At 60.5% G+C, this 15,967-nt stretch carries 16 protein-coding genes; 14 read left to right on the forward strand and 2 right to left on the reverse strand.

Annotated features, from left to right (window positions below; all coding sequences use genetic code 11):
• The first annotated feature begins 84 nt into the window (after window positions 1-84).
• The 9 genes from C1N60_RS05530 (at window position 85) to C1N60_RS05570 (ending at window position 8,736) form a co-directional block, all read left to right on the forward strand.
• A complete protein-coding gene (locus C1N60_RS05530) occupies window positions 85-690 on the forward strand; it encodes a DsrE family protein (protein WP_021506593.1) in 606 nt (201 codons plus the stop codon).
• A 27-nt stretch (window positions 691-717) separates the two neighbouring features.
• Window positions 718-1,326, forward strand: a complete 609-nt coding sequence (locus C1N60_RS05535) for a DsrE family protein (protein WP_021506594.1) — start codon at window positions 718-720, stop codon at window positions 1,324-1,326.
• Window positions 1,327-1,450: 124 nt separating this feature from the next.
• The gene (locus C1N60_RS05540; RefSeq protein ID WP_394521487.1) at window positions 1,451-2,473 is read left to right on the forward strand and encodes a substrate-binding domain-containing protein; all 1,023 of its coding nucleotides are present in this window, start codon (window positions 1,451-1,453) and stop codon (window positions 2,471-2,473) included.
• Window positions 2,460-3,482: an ABC transporter substrate-binding protein gene (locus C1N60_RS05545; protein WP_058758325.1), complete on the forward strand. Its 1,023-nt coding sequence runs from the start codon at window positions 2,460-2,462 to the stop codon at window positions 3,480-3,482. The genes C1N60_RS05540 and C1N60_RS05545 overlap by 14 nt, the downstream gene beginning before the upstream one ends.
• Window positions 3,482-4,339: an ABC transporter permease gene (locus tag C1N60_RS05550; protein WP_021506597.1), complete on the forward strand. Its 858-nt coding sequence runs from the start codon at window positions 3,482-3,484 to the stop codon at window positions 4,337-4,339. The genes C1N60_RS05545 and C1N60_RS05550 overlap by 1 nt, the downstream gene beginning before the upstream one ends.
• Window positions 4,336-5,148 carry an ABC transporter permease gene (locus tag C1N60_RS05555; RefSeq protein ID WP_132464777.1) on the forward strand — a complete coding sequence of 271 codons (813 nt, stop codon included), beginning with the start codon at window positions 4,336-4,338 and terminating at the stop codon, window positions 5,146-5,148. Before C1N60_RS05550 ends, C1N60_RS05555 begins: the two co-directional genes overlap by 4 nt.
• On the forward strand, window positions 5,145-6,131 hold the full coding sequence (locus C1N60_RS05560; protein ID WP_394521488.1) for an ABC transporter ATP-binding protein: 987 nt from the start codon (window positions 5,145-5,147) through the stop codon (window positions 6,129-6,131). The genes C1N60_RS05555 and C1N60_RS05560 overlap by 4 nt, the downstream gene beginning before the upstream one ends.
• A 24-nt stretch (window positions 6,132-6,155) precedes the next feature.
• Entirely contained in the window at window positions 6,156-6,974 is an 819-nt protein-coding gene (locus tag C1N60_RS05565) for a phosphodiesterase (protein ID WP_372773982.1), read from the forward strand.
• A 166-nt stretch (window positions 6,975-7,140) separates the two neighbouring features.
• Complete coding sequence (locus C1N60_RS05570; RefSeq protein ID WP_021506601.1) at window positions 7,141-8,736, forward strand: sensor domain-containing diguanylate cyclase; 1,596 nt, start codon at window positions 7,141-7,143, stop codon at window positions 8,734-8,736.
• Window positions 8,737-8,793: 57 nt separating this feature from the next.
• Here C1N60_RS05570 and bcp read toward each other — a convergent pair whose 3' ends face one another.
• Both bcp and C1N60_RS05580 read right to left on the reverse strand, forming a co-directional pair.
• On the reverse strand, window positions 8,794-9,261 hold the full coding sequence (gene bcp, locus C1N60_RS05575) for a thioredoxin-dependent thiol peroxidase (protein WP_021506602.1): 468 nt from the start codon (window positions 9,259-9,261) through the stop codon (window positions 8,794-8,796).
• 142 nt (window positions 9,262-9,403) lie between these two features.
• A complete protein-coding gene (locus C1N60_RS05580; RefSeq protein ID WP_081049393.1) occupies window positions 9,404-9,970 on the reverse strand; it encodes a glycine cleavage system transcriptional repressor in 567 nt (188 codons plus the stop codon).
• 143 nt (window positions 9,971-10,113) lie between these two features.
• Between C1N60_RS05580 and dapA the strand changes: the two genes are divergently transcribed.
• The 5 genes from dapA to C1N60_RS05605 all read left to right on the forward strand — a co-directional run bounded on the left by dapA (window position 10,114) and on the right by C1N60_RS05605 (window position 15,922).
• Window positions 10,114-10,992, forward strand: a complete 879-nt coding sequence (dapA, locus tag C1N60_RS05585; RefSeq protein ID WP_021506604.1) for a 4-hydroxy-tetrahydrodipicolinate synthase — start codon at window positions 10,114-10,116, stop codon at window positions 10,990-10,992.
• A gap of 14 nt (window positions 10,993-11,006) precedes the next feature.
• On the forward strand, window positions 11,007-12,038 hold the full coding sequence (gene bamC, locus C1N60_RS05590; RefSeq protein WP_394521489.1) for an outer membrane protein assembly factor BamC: 1,032 nt from the start codon (window positions 11,007-11,009) through the stop codon (window positions 12,036-12,038).
• A gap of 144 nt (window positions 12,039-12,182) precedes the next feature.
• Entirely contained in the window at window positions 12,183-12,896 is a 714-nt protein-coding gene (gene purC / locus C1N60_RS05595) for a phosphoribosylaminoimidazolesuccinocarboxamide synthase (RefSeq protein ID WP_031279423.1), read from the forward strand.
• A gap of 186 nt (window positions 12,897-13,082) precedes the next feature.
• Window positions 13,083-13,946: a KPN_02809 family neutral zinc metallopeptidase gene (locus C1N60_RS05600; RefSeq protein WP_021506607.1), complete on the forward strand. Its 864-nt coding sequence runs from the start codon at window positions 13,083-13,085 to the stop codon at window positions 13,944-13,946.
• Window positions 13,946-15,922 carry a tRNA(Met) cytidine acetyltransferase TmcA gene (locus tag C1N60_RS05605; protein ID WP_394521490.1) on the forward strand — a complete coding sequence of 659 codons (1,977 nt, stop codon included), beginning with the start codon at window positions 13,946-13,948 and terminating at the stop codon, window positions 15,920-15,922. Before C1N60_RS05600 ends, C1N60_RS05605 begins: the two co-directional genes overlap by 1 nt.
• Window positions 15,923-15,967: the final 45 nt, after the last annotated feature.

Here is a 15,967-nt window from a genome sequence, read left to right on the forward strand (position 1 = left end):
TTGCCCGCCGCGCGCTGTGGTATAGATAAAGCACTTTTTCAAACGGACTGTGAATTAACGCGCAGTGCATGCCGGAGAGTTTCTATGCGTTCTGTTGTTTCCTATGCCCTGATTGCCATCGTGGGTGGGATGGTTGGTGCCGCCGTAATCAAAAGCGATGACCTGTATCAGCGTATCGCGGGCCATTTTTCCGCTGAACCTGCCGATCCGGACGGGTTCTGGAGCACGCCGGCGGTCGCGGGCTACGGCAAAATTCATTATGAAGCCGACGCCGCGTTTAAACCGGCGGTGGGGCTGAGCAACAAAGTGGTATTTCAGCTGACCCGCAATGAAGGCGATATCAAACGGCCTAACCTCGGGCTGGAGCGTGTGGCGCGCGTGGTCAATCTGTACATCGCCGCTGGCGTACCGGCCGAACAGCTGCAGTTTGTGGTGTCGATGACCGGCGATGCCACGCCCGCCACGCTGGATAACGCGCATTTTAAGCAGTTTTACGGCGTCGATAACCCCAACCTCGCGCTGATTGGCGCGCTGAACAAGCTGGGCGTCAAAGTCTCGGTGTGTGATCAGTCGGTGGCGTTCCATCACTATCCGCGCGACTGGATCGACCGGTCGGTGATTCATGCATTATCCAGCCCGACCACGGTGTCGACGCTGGAAAATCAGGGCTATGCCTTTTTACAGATGTAATCGCGTCTTTGGTTAAGGAGAAGTGTCATGCGTCCAGCATCCTATATTGTTATCGCCGCGCTGGCGGGCTTTGTCGGCGGAAATGTGCTGCAGCTGCCGGAACTGGTGGATAAAGTCAGCGGTAAATTCGCTGACCAGAAAACCGAACCGGCGGATTTCTGGAGCACGCCGGCGATTGCCGGTTACGGTAAAATTCACTTTGTTAACACGCCGGATTACAACCCGGCCAACACGCCCGGGCTGAGCAATAAGATTGTGTTTCAGATCAACCGCAGCGAAGGGGATATCCATCAGCCAAACCTCGGCCTTGAGCGCGTGGCACGCGTCACCAACCTCTATTACGCGGCTGGCGTGCCGCTGAATCAGCTCAACTTTGTGGTGTCGATTAACAGCGATGCGGTGCCGGCCGCGCTCAATAACGATCAGTTCCGTAAAGCGTACGGCAGCGATAACCCTAACCTGAAGCTGATTGATGAGCTGAAGAAAGCCGGGGTGAAAGTGACCATTTGCGACCAGTCGGTGGCCTTCCATCAGCTGGAGCGCGACTGGATCGACACCCGCGTCACGCATACGCTCTCCAGCGGCACCACCGTCGCGTCGCTGCAAAATGAAGGGTACGCCTTCCTGATGCTGTAATCCTGCCGACAGCAGTGCAGGCTGCTGTCATCTTTTCGTCATCCCTTCGCGATGTCACTGTCACAGTTCGCCGTTAGTTTAGGCGCCAATGAGATCGATCTCATCGGCACTTTACGAGGCGAACATGTCCGATTTACTCACGGTGGCAAAGCTGGCAGGCGTTTCACGCGCCACGGCCGCGCGCGCCTTTTCCGATCCCCATCTGCTGCGGCGCGACACGCTGGAGAGAGTACTGGCGGCGTCGGAGCAGCTCGGCTTTCGTCCTAACCACATCGCGCGCCAGCTGCGCACGCAGCACTCCACCACCTTCGGCGTGCTGCTGCCCTCGCTGCTTAACCCGATCTTCTCCTGCCAGTTACAGGCGATGGAACGCCAGGCGCGCGACGCCGGCTATGGCCTGCTGGTGGCCACCAGCGATTACCAGCCCGAGCGCGAAGCCGCCATCGTGGAACATATGCTGCGCCAGCGCGTGGCGGGCCTGGTCCTGACGGTGGCCGACGCGGATAACAGCGCGGTGCTCAGCACGCTGCAGGCGGCTGGCCTGCCGTTTGTGCTGGCGCATAACGTGCCGCAGCACAGCCACTGGCCGGCGGTGTGCGTGGATAACCGCCAGGCGATGCGCGAAGCCACCGCACAGCTGCTGGCGCTTGGTCATCGCCGCATTGCCATGGTCGCCGGACCGATGCTGCAGTCAGATCGTGCGCGCCTGCGCTATCAGGGCTATTGCGACGCCATGCAGCACGCGGGCCTGACGGCGCTGCCGGTGATTGAGATGGCCAGCCACACCCAATCCGACTTTACGCTGCTGGCCCCGATGCTCAGCGGTGCCAGCCCGCTCAGCGCCGTGATCTGCACCAACGACCTGCTGGCCATCAGCCTGATTGGCGCGGCGGCGCGCGCGGGCGTACCTGTGCCACAGCAGCTGGCGGTGATGGGCTTTGACGGGATTGCGATGGGGGCACAAATGGCCCCGTCGCTGGCCAGCGTAGCGCAGCCCGCCGAACGGCTCGGCGCCTGCGCCATCGATATGTTGTTGCATAACGTCAGCCGCGGCACCCGCGTGCTGCCACATCAGTTGCGGAGCGGTGAGAGTGTTGCTGCCCCCGCGTTTATTGCCACCACCAGGGAACCTCATGATGCTGCATAAAAAAGTAAAAATTTACGCCGGCGCCATCGCGCTCAGCGCCAGCGCGTTGTTTACCAGCCTGACGCAGGCGGCGGAAACCGCCATCTGTTACAACTGTCCGCCCGAGTGGGCCGACTGGGGCACTCAGCTCAAAGCGATTGCCAGAGACACCGGCATTCAGGTGCCGCAGGACAACAAAAACTCCGGCCAGGCGCTGGCGCAGCTGGTGGCGGAGCAGGGCAATCCGGTGGCCGACGTGGTCTATTACGGCGTCAGCTTCGGCATTCAGGCCGACAGCGCCGGCGTGGTCGCCAGTTACAAACCGGCGCACTGGGATGACATTCCTGCCGGCATGAAAGACAGCAACGGCAAATGGGTGGCGCTGCACTCGGGCACCATGGGCTTTATGGTCAATGTCGATGCGCTGGGCGGCGCGCCGGTGCCGCAATCGTGGGACGACCTGCTGAAGCCGGAATACAAAGGCATGATTGGCTATCTCGACCCGGCCAGCGCCTTTGTCGGTTACGTGGCGGCGGTGGCAGTCAACCAGGCGAAGGGCGGCAACATGCAGGACTTCACGCCGGCGCTGAACTGGTTCAAAAAGCTGCAGGCGAATCAGCCTATCGTGCCTAAGCAGACCGCGTATGCGCGCCTGATTTCCGGCGAGATTCCGATTCTGCTCGACTATGACTTCAATGCTTACCGCGCCCGCTACAAAGATCACGCTAACGTCGCCTTTGTTATTCCCAAAGAGGGCACGGTAACGGTGCCGTACGTCATCAGCCTGGTGAAGAATGCACCGCACGCGGCAAACGGCAAAAAAGTGATCGACTATGTGCTGTCGGACAAAGGGCAGGCCATCTGGGCCAGCGCGTTCCTGCGCCCGGTGCGCACCGGCGCCATGAGCGCAGAAGCGAAGAAATATTTCCTGCCGGACAGCGACTATGCGCGTGCGCACACCGTTGACTATCAGCAGATGGCGGCAGCGCAGAAAGCCTTCTCGGCGCGCTATCTGAGTGAGATTCGCTGATGGCGATGACCGACACCCTGGCGGCTTCGTGCCGCCGGACACCGCGCCTGGCCGGCAGCCGCTGGCTATGGCTGACGCTGCCAGCGCTGCTGTTCTTCTGCGCCTTCTGGCTGCTGCCGTTTGTCCGGCTGCTGCAGATGGCAATGCAGGACGACCGCAGCACCCGGCACAGCGGCTACTGGACGGTACTGACGCAGCCACACTACCTGCTCAGCCTGCTGAACACCGTGCTGCTGTCGCTCGCCGTCACGCTGGTGACGCTGGCCATCGCCGCGACAGTCGGCTGCTTTCTGGCGCGCCAGCGCTTCAGCGGACGCAGCACGCTGCTGGCGCTGCTGACGTTTCCGCTGGCCTTTCCGGGCGTGGTGGTGGGATTTCTGGTAGTGATGCTGGCGGGCCGTCAGGGACTGCTGGCGCAAATCAGCCTGGCGCTGTTCCACGAGCGCTGGATGCTGGCCTATTCGTTTACCGGCCTGTTTATTGGCTATCTCTATTTTTCACTGCCGCGCGCCATCATCACGCTGGTGGCGGCGAGTGAAAAACTCGACCGCTCTCTTGAAGAGGCGGCGCGTTCGCTGGGTGCCAGTCAGTGGCGCATCACCTGGGATGTGATTGTGCCGGGGCTGCAGCCGGCGCTGCTCTCCACCGGCGCGCTCTGTTTTGCCACCAGCATGGGTGCGTTCGGTACCGCTTTTACCCTGGGCACCGATCTGGCGGTGCTGCCGCTGACCATTTATGGCGAATTCACCAACTACGCCAATTTCGCCACCGCCGCCGCGCTGTCGGTGGTGATGGGCGGCGTCGCCTGGCTGGCACTGATGCTGGCGCGCCGACTGGCCCATCAGGAGGTGACATGAGACGTCGCGGCCTGTTCAGCCTGCAACTGCTGGTCACCCTACTCACCGCCCTGTTCATGATCGTGCCGGTGGTGCTGTCGATGCTGGCCGGCGTGACTAACAACTATTTTACCGGCCTGCGCAGCGGCCTGACGCTGAAGTGGGTGACGCAGGTATGGCAGCTTTACGCCGACACCTTCTGGCTGTCGCTGCTGATTGCGCTGGCCTGCCTGCTGATCACGCTGCTGATCGGCGTGCCGGCAGCGTGGGGATTGCTAAAAGCGCCGCGGCGCTGGGCGGCGCGCATCGAAGAGTGCCTGATGCTGCCGGTCGCGCTGCCGGGCCTCGCCACCGCGCTGGGCATCATCCTGCTGTACGGTCAGTTCTCCGGCCTGCGCGATAGCTGGCTGTTCATTCTCATCGGTCACGTGCTGTTTACCTTGCCGTTTATGCTGCGCCCGGTGCTGGCGGTAATGCAGGCGGTGGAGATGCCGCGGCTGGAAGAGGCGGCGGCCAGTCTCGGTGCCAGCCTGTGGCAGCGCTTTTTTACCGTGGTGGTGCCCAACTGTCGCAACGGCATTCTCGCCGGGGCGTTTATGGTGATCACCCTGTCGGTGGGTGAGTTCAACATCACCTGGATGCTGCATACGCCGCTGACAAAAACGCTGCCGGTGGGGCTGGCAGACAGCTATGCCTCAATGCGACTGGAAGTGGGATCGGCCTACACGCTGATCTTTATTCTGCTGATTCTGCCGCTGCTGCTGATGCTCAACGCGGTCAATCACTGGCTCAACCGTACGCTCACGCGTGCTAATAAGGAGGCGGCATGAACCCTGCGGCCGTAACCGTTACGCTGCGCCACTGTGCGCGGCACTTTAATCACCAGCTGGCGCTGCAGCCGCTCGATCTGACGGTGCAGCCTGGCGAAACCCTGGTGCTGCTCGGTCCGTCCGGCTGTGGCAAAACCACCACGCTGCGCATCATCAGTGGCCTGGAGCGCTGTGACGACGGCGGCGAAGTGTGGTTCGACGATCGTAACGTGACCGACCTGCCGATCGAGAAACGCAACGTGGGCATGGTGTTCCAGAACTACGCGCTGTTTCCCCATCTCAACGTGGCGCAGAACGTCGCCTACGGCCTGAAAGTGCAGGGCGTGGGGCGCGCCGAACGCGACGCGCGCGTGCAGGAGATGCTGGCCCTGGTGGATCTCAGCGCGCTGGCGCAGCGCAGTATCGACAAGCTGTCGGGCGGTCAAAAGCAGCGCGTAGCGCTGGCGCGTGCGCTGGCGGCGCGTCCGAAGGTGCTGCTGTTTGATGAGCCGCTGGCGGCGCTGGATGCGCGCCTGCGCGACCGGCTGCGGCTGGAGATTGGCGCGCTGCTGAAACAGCTGGCGATTACCGCCGTGTACGTCACGCACGATCAGCAGGAAGCGATGGCGCTGGGCGATCGCATTGCGGTGATGGAGCAGGGACGTCTGGTGCAGATCGATACGCCGCAAAATATTTACCAGCGCCCGGCGTCACAGTTTGTCGCGGATTTTGTCGGCGCGATTAACTGTGTCGGGGTCGATGCGCGTGGCAATCCGCAGCATTTCTGCCGCCCGGAGGATGTGCTGCTGGCGGCGGACCAGCGCTACGCACGCCCTGGTTTTATCCTCGGCACCACCTTTCTCGGCGCTGCGCAGCGGCTGAGTATTGATATCGGGCTGGCGGCGCCGATCCAGGTTGATCGCCATGCGCGCGAAGCCTGGCACGCCGGCCAGCCGGTAAGCTGGACGCTGGCGCAGGATGCCGCGCTGCACTTTTCTGCCTGATAAGGAGCTGTTGTGACTGACGCAATGACGCTGATTGCGCAAATCAGCGATTTACACATCAAGGCCCATGGTCGTCTCTCCTATAAAAAAGTGGATACGCACGCTGCGCTGCTGCGGGTGATCGACACGCTGAATCAGCTGGTGCCGCGACCGGATACGGTGGTGATTACCGGCGACCTGGTGGATTTTGGCACTGCGGAAGAGTACCAGACGCTGCGCGAGGCGCTGCGCCATCTGCAACTGCCGTTCCTGCTGATGCCGGGCAATCACGACGATCGCCAGCAGCTGCGCGCCGCGTTTCCGGAGCATCACTACCTGCAGCACGGCGAAACGCTCAACTGGCAGATGCGTGTGAATCATCTGCAGCTGCTGGCGCTCGACTCCAGCGTACCGCATCAGCCGTGGGGCTACGTCGATGACGCACAGCTGCAATGGCTGGCAGAGCAGCTGGCGCGTGAGCCTGATTTGCCGACGCTGGTGCTGCTGCATCATCCGCCGTTCCTGAGCGGCATTGGCCATATGGATCGGCAGCCGCTGCGCAATCCGGCGGCACTGGCTGCCATCGTTGGTCAGCATCCCCAGGTGGAACGGGTGCTGAGCGGCCACCTGCACCGCTCGGTGCAGGCGCGTTTTGCCGGCACGCTGGCCTGCGTGGCGCCCGGTGTGTCGCATCAGGTGGCACTGGATTTGCGTGACCACGGTCCGGCGAACTTTGTGCTGGAGCCGCCCGGTTTTCTGCTGCATCGCTGGCAGCCGCAGCAGGGAATGAGTACGCATCTGTGCGCGATCGGCGATTATCCAGGACCGTGGCCGTTTTACGATGCGCAGGGTTTAATTGATTAGCACCAGTAATAGCACAATAAAAAAGCGTTCCTGAGGGTCTGCGTCGTAGTCAATTTGGCTCAGAGGTGTACAATTGTCTGTTACCTCACCAGGGTAAACACCTCCAATTATAACAAGATAGTCAGGCACGCTAACTTATGAAGCTACTCACCAGGGCGGTTGCGCCATGTTAACGCGCATCCGGCCAAAAACTGATCTGCGCACGCTGATTGCGCTGCTGGCGATCACCAGTATCGTCATCACACTGGCTAATACGCTGTACGCCACCTGGCGCGTACAGCGCATGGTGCTGATCGAAAGCACCCTTGAAGCCAATCGCGCTTACGCCACCAAGCTGGCAGCCACCACCGAAGTGTTTTTCCAGCTGGCGCAGTCGCAGCTGCACTACAGCGCCAATCAGCTGGGTAAAGATTTCGATAATCCCGAACTGCTGCAGCAGGAAGTGAACCGACTGCGCGAACAGACCAGCAGTTTTAACTCGGTGGCAATTGTCGATAGCAACGGCGTGATTAAAGCCATTTCGCCGGAATCGCTGATGCTGAAAGGCATGCAGCTCACCAGCCAGTCTTCGCGCGAAGCATTGGCGCAGCGCCAGCCGATGGTCAGCCGGCCCACCATTTCTGCCACCAATAACCTGCTGGTGTTTGTTTCCTGGCCGGTGTGGAGTACCGATGGGCGCTATCTTGGCTACGTCGGCGGCACTATTTATCTGAAGAAAAAAAGCATTCTCAACGTGCTGCTCGGCGAGCAGTACTATCGTGACGGCACCCATGTTTATGTGCTGGATCGCGAAAACCGCGTGCTGTATCACCAGAACAATCAGCTGATTGGCAAAAACGTGCCGGGCATCGTCAGCGATCGTCAGCGCCAGGAGCACAGCAATGGCGAAGTTCAGCTGACGGAAGAGGGTACGGCGAAGCTGGCGGGCTACGCTGTGGTGCCCACCACCGGCTGGATGGTGGTGGCGCTCAAGCCGACAAACGTCACGCTGGCGCCGCTCTCCGGGCTGCTGCTACAGGTGCTGAAGAATTCGGTGCCGTTTGCGCTGCTGACACTGCTGGTGGCGGTGATTCTGGCCCGGCTGATTGCCTTGCCACTGTGGCAGCTGGCGCGTAAAGCCAGCCAGATGGATACCCAGGGCGTTTCCGGTGAAATTGGCGTGATCCGCGCCTGGTACTTTGAAGCGGCACAGGTGAAGCGCGCGCTGCTCACCGGCATTGGTCTGGTGCAGGATAAAATCGGCCGGCTCAAGTCAGAGGTGCAGAGCGACCCCATGACCAGCCTGCTCAATCGCCGCGGCCTGAGCGCGGTGCTCGACTATTTCGATACCATGCAGCAGCCGTTTGCCGTGCTGGCGCTGGATATTGACCACTTCAAACGGGTGAATGATAACTTCGGGCATGATGTTGGCGACGAGGTGATCAAACAGGTGGCGCGCACGCTGCGCCAGAGCGCGCGTCAGACCGACGTGGTGTGCCGCAACGGCGGCGAAGAGTTTCTGATGCTGCTGCCCGCCACCGCCCCTGATGAAGCGCGGGTGATTGCGGAGCGCGTGCGTACCAGCATTGCCGGCGGCTGGATTGATCCGGTCGGGCAGATCACGATTTCGATTGGTATCGCCAGCTGGCAGCCGACGCACGGCAGTCAGGAGCAGATTCTGAAGCAGGCCGATGATGCGCTGTATCAGGCGAAAAACGCCGGACGTAACTGCGTGGTGATCGCCGGGCAGGAAGCGCTGGCCAGCACGGTTTCGCGCTATTAACCGGGCAGCGTCACAGCAGGATAAAAAAACGGGTGCCTGGCGGGCACCCGCGGGTAATCAGGCTGATTTCAGGTAATCGAGCACGATATCGTGGTGGTTCGAGGTTTTAAAATCGTCGAACACCTTCTCCACTTTGCCATCGCCGCCAATCAGGAAGCTGATGCGGTGAATGCCGTCGTAGGTTTTCCCCATAAAGGTTTTCTCACCCCAGACGCCAAACTGCTCGCAAACCTGATGATCTTCATCCGACAGCAGGGTGAAGTTGAGCAACTCTTTCTCGACAAAGCGAGACAGTTTTTCCGGCTTGTCGGTGCTGATGCCCAGCACTTCCACGCCCGCCTTCTTTAAATCATCCATGTTATCGCGCAGACCACAGGCCTGCGTGGTGCAGCCCGGCGTCATGGCTTTCGGGTAGAAATAGACCAGAACGCGCTGTCCCTGGAAGTCGGCCAAATTTACTTGTTCGCCATCCTGATCGGGCAAGCTAAATTTCGGTGCGGTGTCACCGGCTTTCAGTGGATTCATCACAACTCTCCATTTTTTTCTTCATGCTGTGGGTAATACACCATCAGCGGCAAAAGCGCCAGGTGGAGTTTACCTCAGGGTTATTTCACTACACGGTATGCCAGCGCGGCAGAGTGTGTGGCGGAATAACCCGGAGCCTGATTCAGACGGCGCTGTGCGCGTCGTCGGTGACACTATAGAGGCGAATTGAACCTTGTGCATGCAGTTCTTCGCACAGCCGATGGAAAGCCTGCTCAAACGGTGCGCTGGCATGATTCGCCGGGCTGTGCGCGGTCATCTGAATATAGAGCACCGGCGGCTCGTCGTCCTGGGCGGGCGTGATGCGCGACACCAGCTCGGCGATGTTCATCTGATGTTTATCGAACAGATCGGTGAAGCGTTCGATGATATGCGGTGAGTCCGGCACTTCCACCTGTACCCAGACGGTGGCGGGCATCGGCGGCGTGACGCGCGCGTTGGTGCGCTTCATCACGATCAGTAGTTCCAGTTCGGCACCCTTCATCGGCAGGGTCGACTCAATCAGGGTAATGGCGTTCCAGCTGCCGGAGAGCAGCATAATAAAGGTGAACTCGTCGCCCAGCATCGCCAGGCGGCTGTCTTCAATATTGCAACCGCAGCTGCTGACGTGGCGGGTAATGGTATTGACGATACCCGGACGATCAACGCCCAGAGCGGTGATCACCAGATGGTGCGGCTGTGACTGCGGCAAAATGGCGTTTCCTGTACGTTCGCTAATAACCATAAGGTAAACATAAAAAAAACTGCTGACAAGCGCGGTAATGGCGTGGCTCGCTTGCTTTTCTTTCGGCGGAAAACGTAACATGAGGCACTTGTTTGTCGAGGGGATAGCCCATGTTCACCGGAAGTATTGTTGCGCTCATTACGCCTTTGAATGAAAAAGGTGATGTCTGCCGCGCAAGTCTGAAAAAACTGATTGATTATCATGTCGCCAGCGGTACGGCGGCGATTGTTTCTGTTGGCACCACCGGCGAATCCGCGACCCTCAGCCATGAAGAGCATGGCGATGTGGTGATGCAAACCCTGGAGCTGGCCGATGGCCGCATTCCCGTGATTGCCGGGACCGGCGCAAACGCCACCGCCGAAGGGATCTCTCTGACAAAACGCTTCACCGGCACCGGCGTAGTCGGCTGCCTCACCGTAACCCCATACTACAACCGTCCGACGCAGGAAGGTCTGTACCAGCACTTCAAAGCGATCGCCGAAAGCACCGATCTGCCCCAGATGCTGTATAACGTCCCGTCACGCACCGGCTGTGACATGCTGCCGGAAACCGTTGCCCGCCTGGCTGAAATCAAAAATATTATCGGAATCAAAGAGGCCACCGGGAACTTATCGCGTATTTCGCAGATCCAACAGCTGGTTGGAGATGAGTTCATTATTGTCAGCGGTGATGACGCGACAGCGCTGGACTCCATGCAACTGGGCGGCAAAGGCGTTATTTCGGTCACGGCTAACATTGCAGCACGTGAAATGGTTGAACTCTGTGCGCTGGCACAAGAGGGCAAATTCGCCGAAGCGCGTCGCCTGAATCAGCGTCTGATGCACCTGCACCAGACGCTTTTCTGTGAACCGAATCCTATCCCGGTGAAATGGGCCGCGAAACAGCTAGGATTAATCGCCGATGACACGCTGCGCTTGCCGATGACGCCGCTGACCGAAGCCGGTCAGGCGAAAACCGCGCAGGCGCTGATCCAGGCGGGTCTGCGATAATTTAGGGAGAATCAATGAGTTATTCAGTTAAGCGCTCGACGCTGGCAACCGTGGTGGGCCTGTCCACCCTGATGCTGCTAACAGCTTGTTCCAGCGATCAGCGTTATAAGCGCCAGGTCAGCGGTGATGAATCTTACCTGCAGGCGCCTGAACTGCATGATTTAAAAGCCCCGGCGGGCATGATTCTGCCGCTGCAGAATGGTGATTACGATGTGCCGCACAGCGTGGCGAAAGGCGCGCTGGGTAAAGAGCTCGACATCCGTCCACCGGCGCAGCCGCTGGCGCTGATGAACGGCACCCGCGCGCAGTTCACCGGTAACACCGGCGTGCTGGCGGTTGACAGCAGCCGTGGCTCCATCTGGTCGCAGGTGGTGAACGTGGTGCAGTCATACAAATTCCCGGTTGCCCAGCGTGATGATGCGGCGCAGCAGCTCACCACCGACTGGGTGCAGTGGAACCGTGCTGACGAAGATAACCAGTATCGCGGCCGTTACCAGATCAGCGTGCAGAACCAGGGCTATCAGCAGGTGCTGACCGTACGTCTGCTGGAACTGCAGCAGCAGGGCCAGACGGTTACCACGCCGGTCCAGGTTCAGCGCTATACCGGTCAGATGCTGAATGACATCAGCACCGGTCTGGATAAGATCGATACCGCCAGCCAGGATGCGGCTGCCGGACGTGCCAGCGGACAGATTGATGTCCAGAGCGGCGCGGACGACACCGGCCTGCCACTGCTGGTGCTGCGCTCACCGTTTAACGTCACCTGGCAGCGTCTGCCGGCGGCTCTAAAGCGTATGGGCATGGAAGTCACCGATGACAACCGCTCGCAGGGCAGTCTGAAAGTGACCTACAAGCAGCCGGGCAGCAGCGCGTTTGACGCCATCGGCGCGAAAGATCCGGAACTGCCAAACGGCGACTACAAGTTGCAGGTGGGCGATCTCGATAACCGCAGCAGCCTGCAGATCATCGATCCGAAAGGACACGTACTCACCCAGGCGCAGAATGATGCGCTGGTGGCGGTCCTGCAGGGCGCGCTGAACAAATAAATGCAATAAAGGCCGGAGATTCTCCGGCCTTTTTGTTTTGGTTTTGGCATAATAGCGCCCGGCGAGGTAAACGATTGCGTCAGGCAGTCATCGCGCGGTGAAACACCGCTGAACACGGGTTCTTTCATGTTTGGAGTTAACAAGATGCAAAAGCGAGCTGAGTTGTATCGCGGTAAAGCGAAAACCGTATACAGCACCGACAATCCGGATCTGCTGGTACTTGAATTCCGCAACGATACGTCAGCAGGAGACGGTGCACGAATCGAGCAGTTTGATCGTAAAGGCATGGTGAACAACAAGTTCAACCATTTCATCATGACCAAACTGCAGGAAGCGGGCATTCCGACCCAGATGGAAGCGCTACTTTCTGATAACGAAGCGCTGGTGAAAAAGCTGGAGATGGTGCCGGTAGAGTGCGTGGTGCGCAACCGGGCGGCCGGATCGCTGGTGAAACGTCTGGGCGTGGAAGAGGGCATGCTGCTCAATCCACCGCTGTTTGATCTCTTCCTGAAAGATGACGCCAAACACGACCCGATGGTCAACGAATCGTACTGCGAAACCTTTGGCTGGGTGAGCAAGGCTAACCTGGCGCGCATGCAGGAGCTGACCTTCAAAGCCAACGAAGTGCTGAGCAAACTGTTTGATGATGCCGGTCTGATTCTGGTGGACTTCAAGCTGGAGTTTGGTCTGTTCAAAGGTGAAGTGACGCTGGGCGACGAATTCTCGCCAGACGGCGCGCGTCTGTGGGACAAAGAGACCATGGACAAGATGGACAAAGACCGTTTCCGTCAGAGCCTCGGCGGCCTGATCGAAGCCTACGAAGAAGTCGCACACCGTCTCGGTGTGAAGCTGGACTAAGTTTCAGTCTGCGCCGCGGTCGGTAACCGCAGAGTTCCCGCTCTGCTTCCGGCATCGCGGCGCAATTCATTTCCGCCCGTCACCTCATCTTCCTCTCAATATCGCGCCCGCTGCATCGGCAACGCTGGTGATTAACCGTGCCGCCAACTAAAATCATGCAAAAGTCATTGATAACAGGAGCAGGCCATGCGCTGGCAAGGGCGTCGTGAAAGCGACAATGTGGAAGATCGTCGCGGCGATTCGCCGGGTTTTAGTTCTGGCGGACGCCAGATTCGTCTGCCGCGCGGCAAGGGCGGCATTATTCTGCTGATTGTGGTCGCGGTCGCTGGCTATTACGGCTACGACCTCACCGCGCTGCTTGAAGGCGGCGCGCCGGTGTCGCAACAGCAGCAGCGTCAGGTTAATTCGGCGCAGGATAACGAGGCGGCCAAATTCACCTCGGTGATCCTCGCCACCACTGAAGATACCTGGGGCAAACTGTTCCAGCAGATGGGCAAACAATACGCGCCGCCAAAGCTGGTGATGTATCGCGGTGCGACGCGCACTAACTGCGGTACCGGCCAGTCGGCAATGGGGCCGTTCTACTGCCCGGCCGATCAGACGGTATATATCGATCTCTCCTTCTATGACGACATGAAAACCAAACTCGGAGCCGGGGGGGATTTTGCCCAGGGTTACGTCATCGCCCACGAAGTGGGGCATCACGTGCAGAAACTGCTGGGTATCGAACCGAAAGTGCGCCAGATGCAGCAGGGCGCCACGCAGGCGCAGGTGAACCAGCTGTCGGTGAAGATGGAGCTGCAGGCGGACTGCTTTGCTGGCGTCTGGGGGCACTATATGCAGCAGGAGAACATTCTTGAGGTGGGCGATTTGCAGGAAGCGCTGAACGCCGCCGAGGCGATTGGCGACGATCGTCTGCAGCAGCAAAGTCAGGGGCGCGTAGTGCCGGACAGCTTCACACACGGCACCTCACAGCAGCGCTATACCTGGTTCAAACGCGGTTTTGACAGCGGCAATCCAGGCCAGTGCAACACCTTCGCCAGTAACTGATGTTGCACGCTGAACTGACGGCAGCGATGCAGCAAGCCGGTATCCGCCGTCTGTGCGTGATAGCCGGTGAAGCTGGCTGGGCGCGCCAGGAGGCGGCCACATGGCAGGCCGCACTGCCCGGTGACTGGTTAACGGTCAGCGACAGCGATGACTTCCCGCAGCGCGTCGCGCCTGCAGCGCTGCGTAACCTGCTGGGCCGGGAATTCCGGCATTCCATTTTCGATGCGCGCCACGGCTTTCATGCGGAAGCGTTCGCCGCGCTGGCCGGGACGCTACGGGCCGGCAGCTGGCTGCTGTTACTGACGCCAGACTGGAACGCCTGGCCGGCGCAGCCCGATCGCGACAGCCTGCGCTGGGCCGATGTCGACCAGCCCATCGCCACGCCGCATTTCATCCACCATCTGCAACAGCATATCCTGCAGGATGCGCAGGTGATGCTGCTGCGTCAGCACCAGACGCCGCGCCTGCCGGCACCGCAGTCCTTCGCGCCGTGGCAGTGTCGCGCCCCCGAGCAGCAGGCGCAGATTGTCCGTCAGCTGTGCGCCATGCCGCCCGGTGTCGCGGTGATCATTGCCCCGCGCGGTCGCGGCAAATCGGCACTGGCGGGGATGCTGGCGCGCCAGACGCAAAGCGCGCTGGTGACGGCGCCGGCCAAAGCCGCGACGGAGGTGCTGGCACAGTTCGCCGCTGAGCAGTTTAGCTTTATGGCGCCGGATGCGATTCTCGCTCAGCCGCAGGAGGCTCAGCCGCTGGCGGAATGGCTGATTGTGGATGAGGCCGCGGCCATCCCCGCGCCGCTGTTACAGCAGCTGGTGCAGCGTTTTCCGCGCGTTTTGCTGACCACCACGGTGCAGGGCTACGAAGGTACCGGGCGCGGTTTCATGCTGCGTTTCTGCGCCACGCTGCCGCAGGTGCGCTACTTCCAGCTGGATGAGCCGCTGCGCTGGTCGGCGCAGGATCCGCTGGAGCAGTGGCTGAGCGCGGCGCTGCTGTTTGCTGAGGCCGAAGCCTGCGACGCACCCGTGCAGACAGCAATTTTTGCCGCTACGCCCGCGCAGCACGCCGACGCCTTACAGGCTGGCTATCGTCTGCTGGCGAGCGCCCACTATCGCACCTCGCCGCTCGACCTGCGACGTATGCTGGATGCACACGGCATGCATTTCTGGCTGGCCGGGCAGCCACAGCAGGTCACCGGCGCGCTGTGGCTGGTGGAAGAGGGCGGACTGGATGCTGCGCTGGCGCAGGCGGTATGGGCTGGCTTACGTCGTCCGCGCGGCAATCTGGTGGCGCAGTCATTAGCGGCACATGCCGGTTTTACTGAAGCGGCGACGTTACGTTCGCTGCGCATCAGCCGCATCGCCGTGCAGGCCGCGCAGCGCCAGCGCGGCATCGGTCGCGCGCTGGTGGCGACGGCGCGGCAGCAGGCACAGGGCGCGGATTATCTGTCGGTGAGCTTTGGCTACACCGCAGCGCTGTGGCAGTTCTGGCGCGCCTGCGGCTTTACGCTGGTGCGTATCGGTTCACAGCGCGAAGCCAGTAGCGGTTGCTATGCGGCGATGGCGATTTGTGCGCTGACGCCAGCCGGTGAAGCCCTGCAGCAGCGTGCCGCGCAGCGTCTGGCGCGCGACTGGCCGTGGCTGCAAAAGCTGATCGCGGTGCCGCTGACCCTGTCGTCCGCCGACCATCAATCCCTCAGCGCCGACGACTGGCCGCTGCTGGCCGCGTTTGCCTGGGCGCAGCGGCCCTATGAAGCCAGCTATCCGGTGCTGCAGCGGCTGGCTGGTGTCGCATCGCCACCGTTGCTGTGTGCCATACTGCAACAAAAACAAACGCTGAGTGAAGCGGCACGGCTGGCCGGCGTGAGCGGGCGTAAAGCGCTGATGCTCAGGCTGCGCGCGGAGGCGGCTGACGCACTCATCATGCTGGATGCCGCTGCCGCGCAGCACTGGCAGCAGCGCCTCGGCACATTGCAATAAATCCATTATCTCGTTCAAATTTTCCCAATATCACTTTGCCGTCAG

It is taken from the genome of Pantoea sp. SGAir0184 (assembly GCF_043544755.1).

What these genes read in the sequence shown, in the direction of transcription:
- C1N60_RS05555 (WP_132464777.1), top strand. Translation starts at nt 4,336, where the DNA reads ATGAGACGTCGCGGCCTGTTCAGCCTGCAACTGCTGGTCACCCTACTC.
- C1N60_RS05550 (WP_021506597.1), top strand. Translation starts at nt 3,482, where the DNA reads ATGGCGATGACCGACACCCTGGCGGCTTCGTGCCGCCGGACACCGCGC.
- purC (WP_031279423.1), top strand. Translation starts at nt 12,183, where the DNA reads ATGCAAAAGCGAGCTGAGTTGTATCGCGGTAAAGCGAAAACCGTATAC.
- C1N60_RS05545 (WP_058758325.1), top strand. Translation starts at nt 2,460, where the DNA reads ATGATGCTGCATAAAAAAGTAAAAATTTACGCCGGCGCCATCGCGCTC.
- C1N60_RS05535 (WP_021506594.1), top strand. Translation starts at nt 718, where the DNA reads ATGCGTCCAGCATCCTATATTGTTATCGCCGCGCTGGCGGGCTTTGTC.
- bcp (WP_021506602.1), bottom strand. Translation starts at nt 9,261, where the DNA reads ATGAATCCACTGAAAGCCGGTGACACCGCACCGAAATTTAGCTTGCCC.
- C1N60_RS05540 (WP_394521487.1), top strand. Translation starts at nt 1,451, where the DNA reads ATGTCCGATTTACTCACGGTGGCAAAGCTGGCAGGCGTTTCACGCGCC.
- C1N60_RS05565 (WP_372773982.1), top strand. Translation starts at nt 6,156, where the DNA reads ATGACGCTGATTGCGCAAATCAGCGATTTACACATCAAGGCCCATGGT.
- dapA (WP_021506604.1), top strand. Translation starts at nt 10,114, where the DNA reads ATGTTCACCGGAAGTATTGTTGCGCTCATTACGCCTTTGAATGAAAAA.
- bamC (WP_394521489.1), top strand. Translation starts at nt 11,007, where the DNA reads ATGAGTTATTCAGTTAAGCGCTCGACGCTGGCAACCGTGGTGGGCCTG.
- C1N60_RS05605 (WP_394521490.1), top strand. Translation starts at nt 13,946, where the DNA reads ATGTTGCACGCTGAACTGACGGCAGCGATGCAGCAAGCCGGTATCCGC.
- C1N60_RS05530 (WP_021506593.1), top strand. Translation starts at nt 85, where the DNA reads ATGCGTTCTGTTGTTTCCTATGCCCTGATTGCCATCGTGGGTGGGATG.
- C1N60_RS05570 (WP_021506601.1), top strand. Translation starts at nt 7,141, where the DNA reads ATGTTAACGCGCATCCGGCCAAAAACTGATCTGCGCACGCTGATTGCG.
- C1N60_RS05560 (WP_394521488.1), top strand. Translation starts at nt 5,145, where the DNA reads ATGAACCCTGCGGCCGTAACCGTTACGCTGCGCCACTGTGCGCGGCAC.
- C1N60_RS05600 (WP_021506607.1), top strand. Translation starts at nt 13,083, where the DNA reads ATGCGCTGGCAAGGGCGTCGTGAAAGCGACAATGTGGAAGATCGTCGC.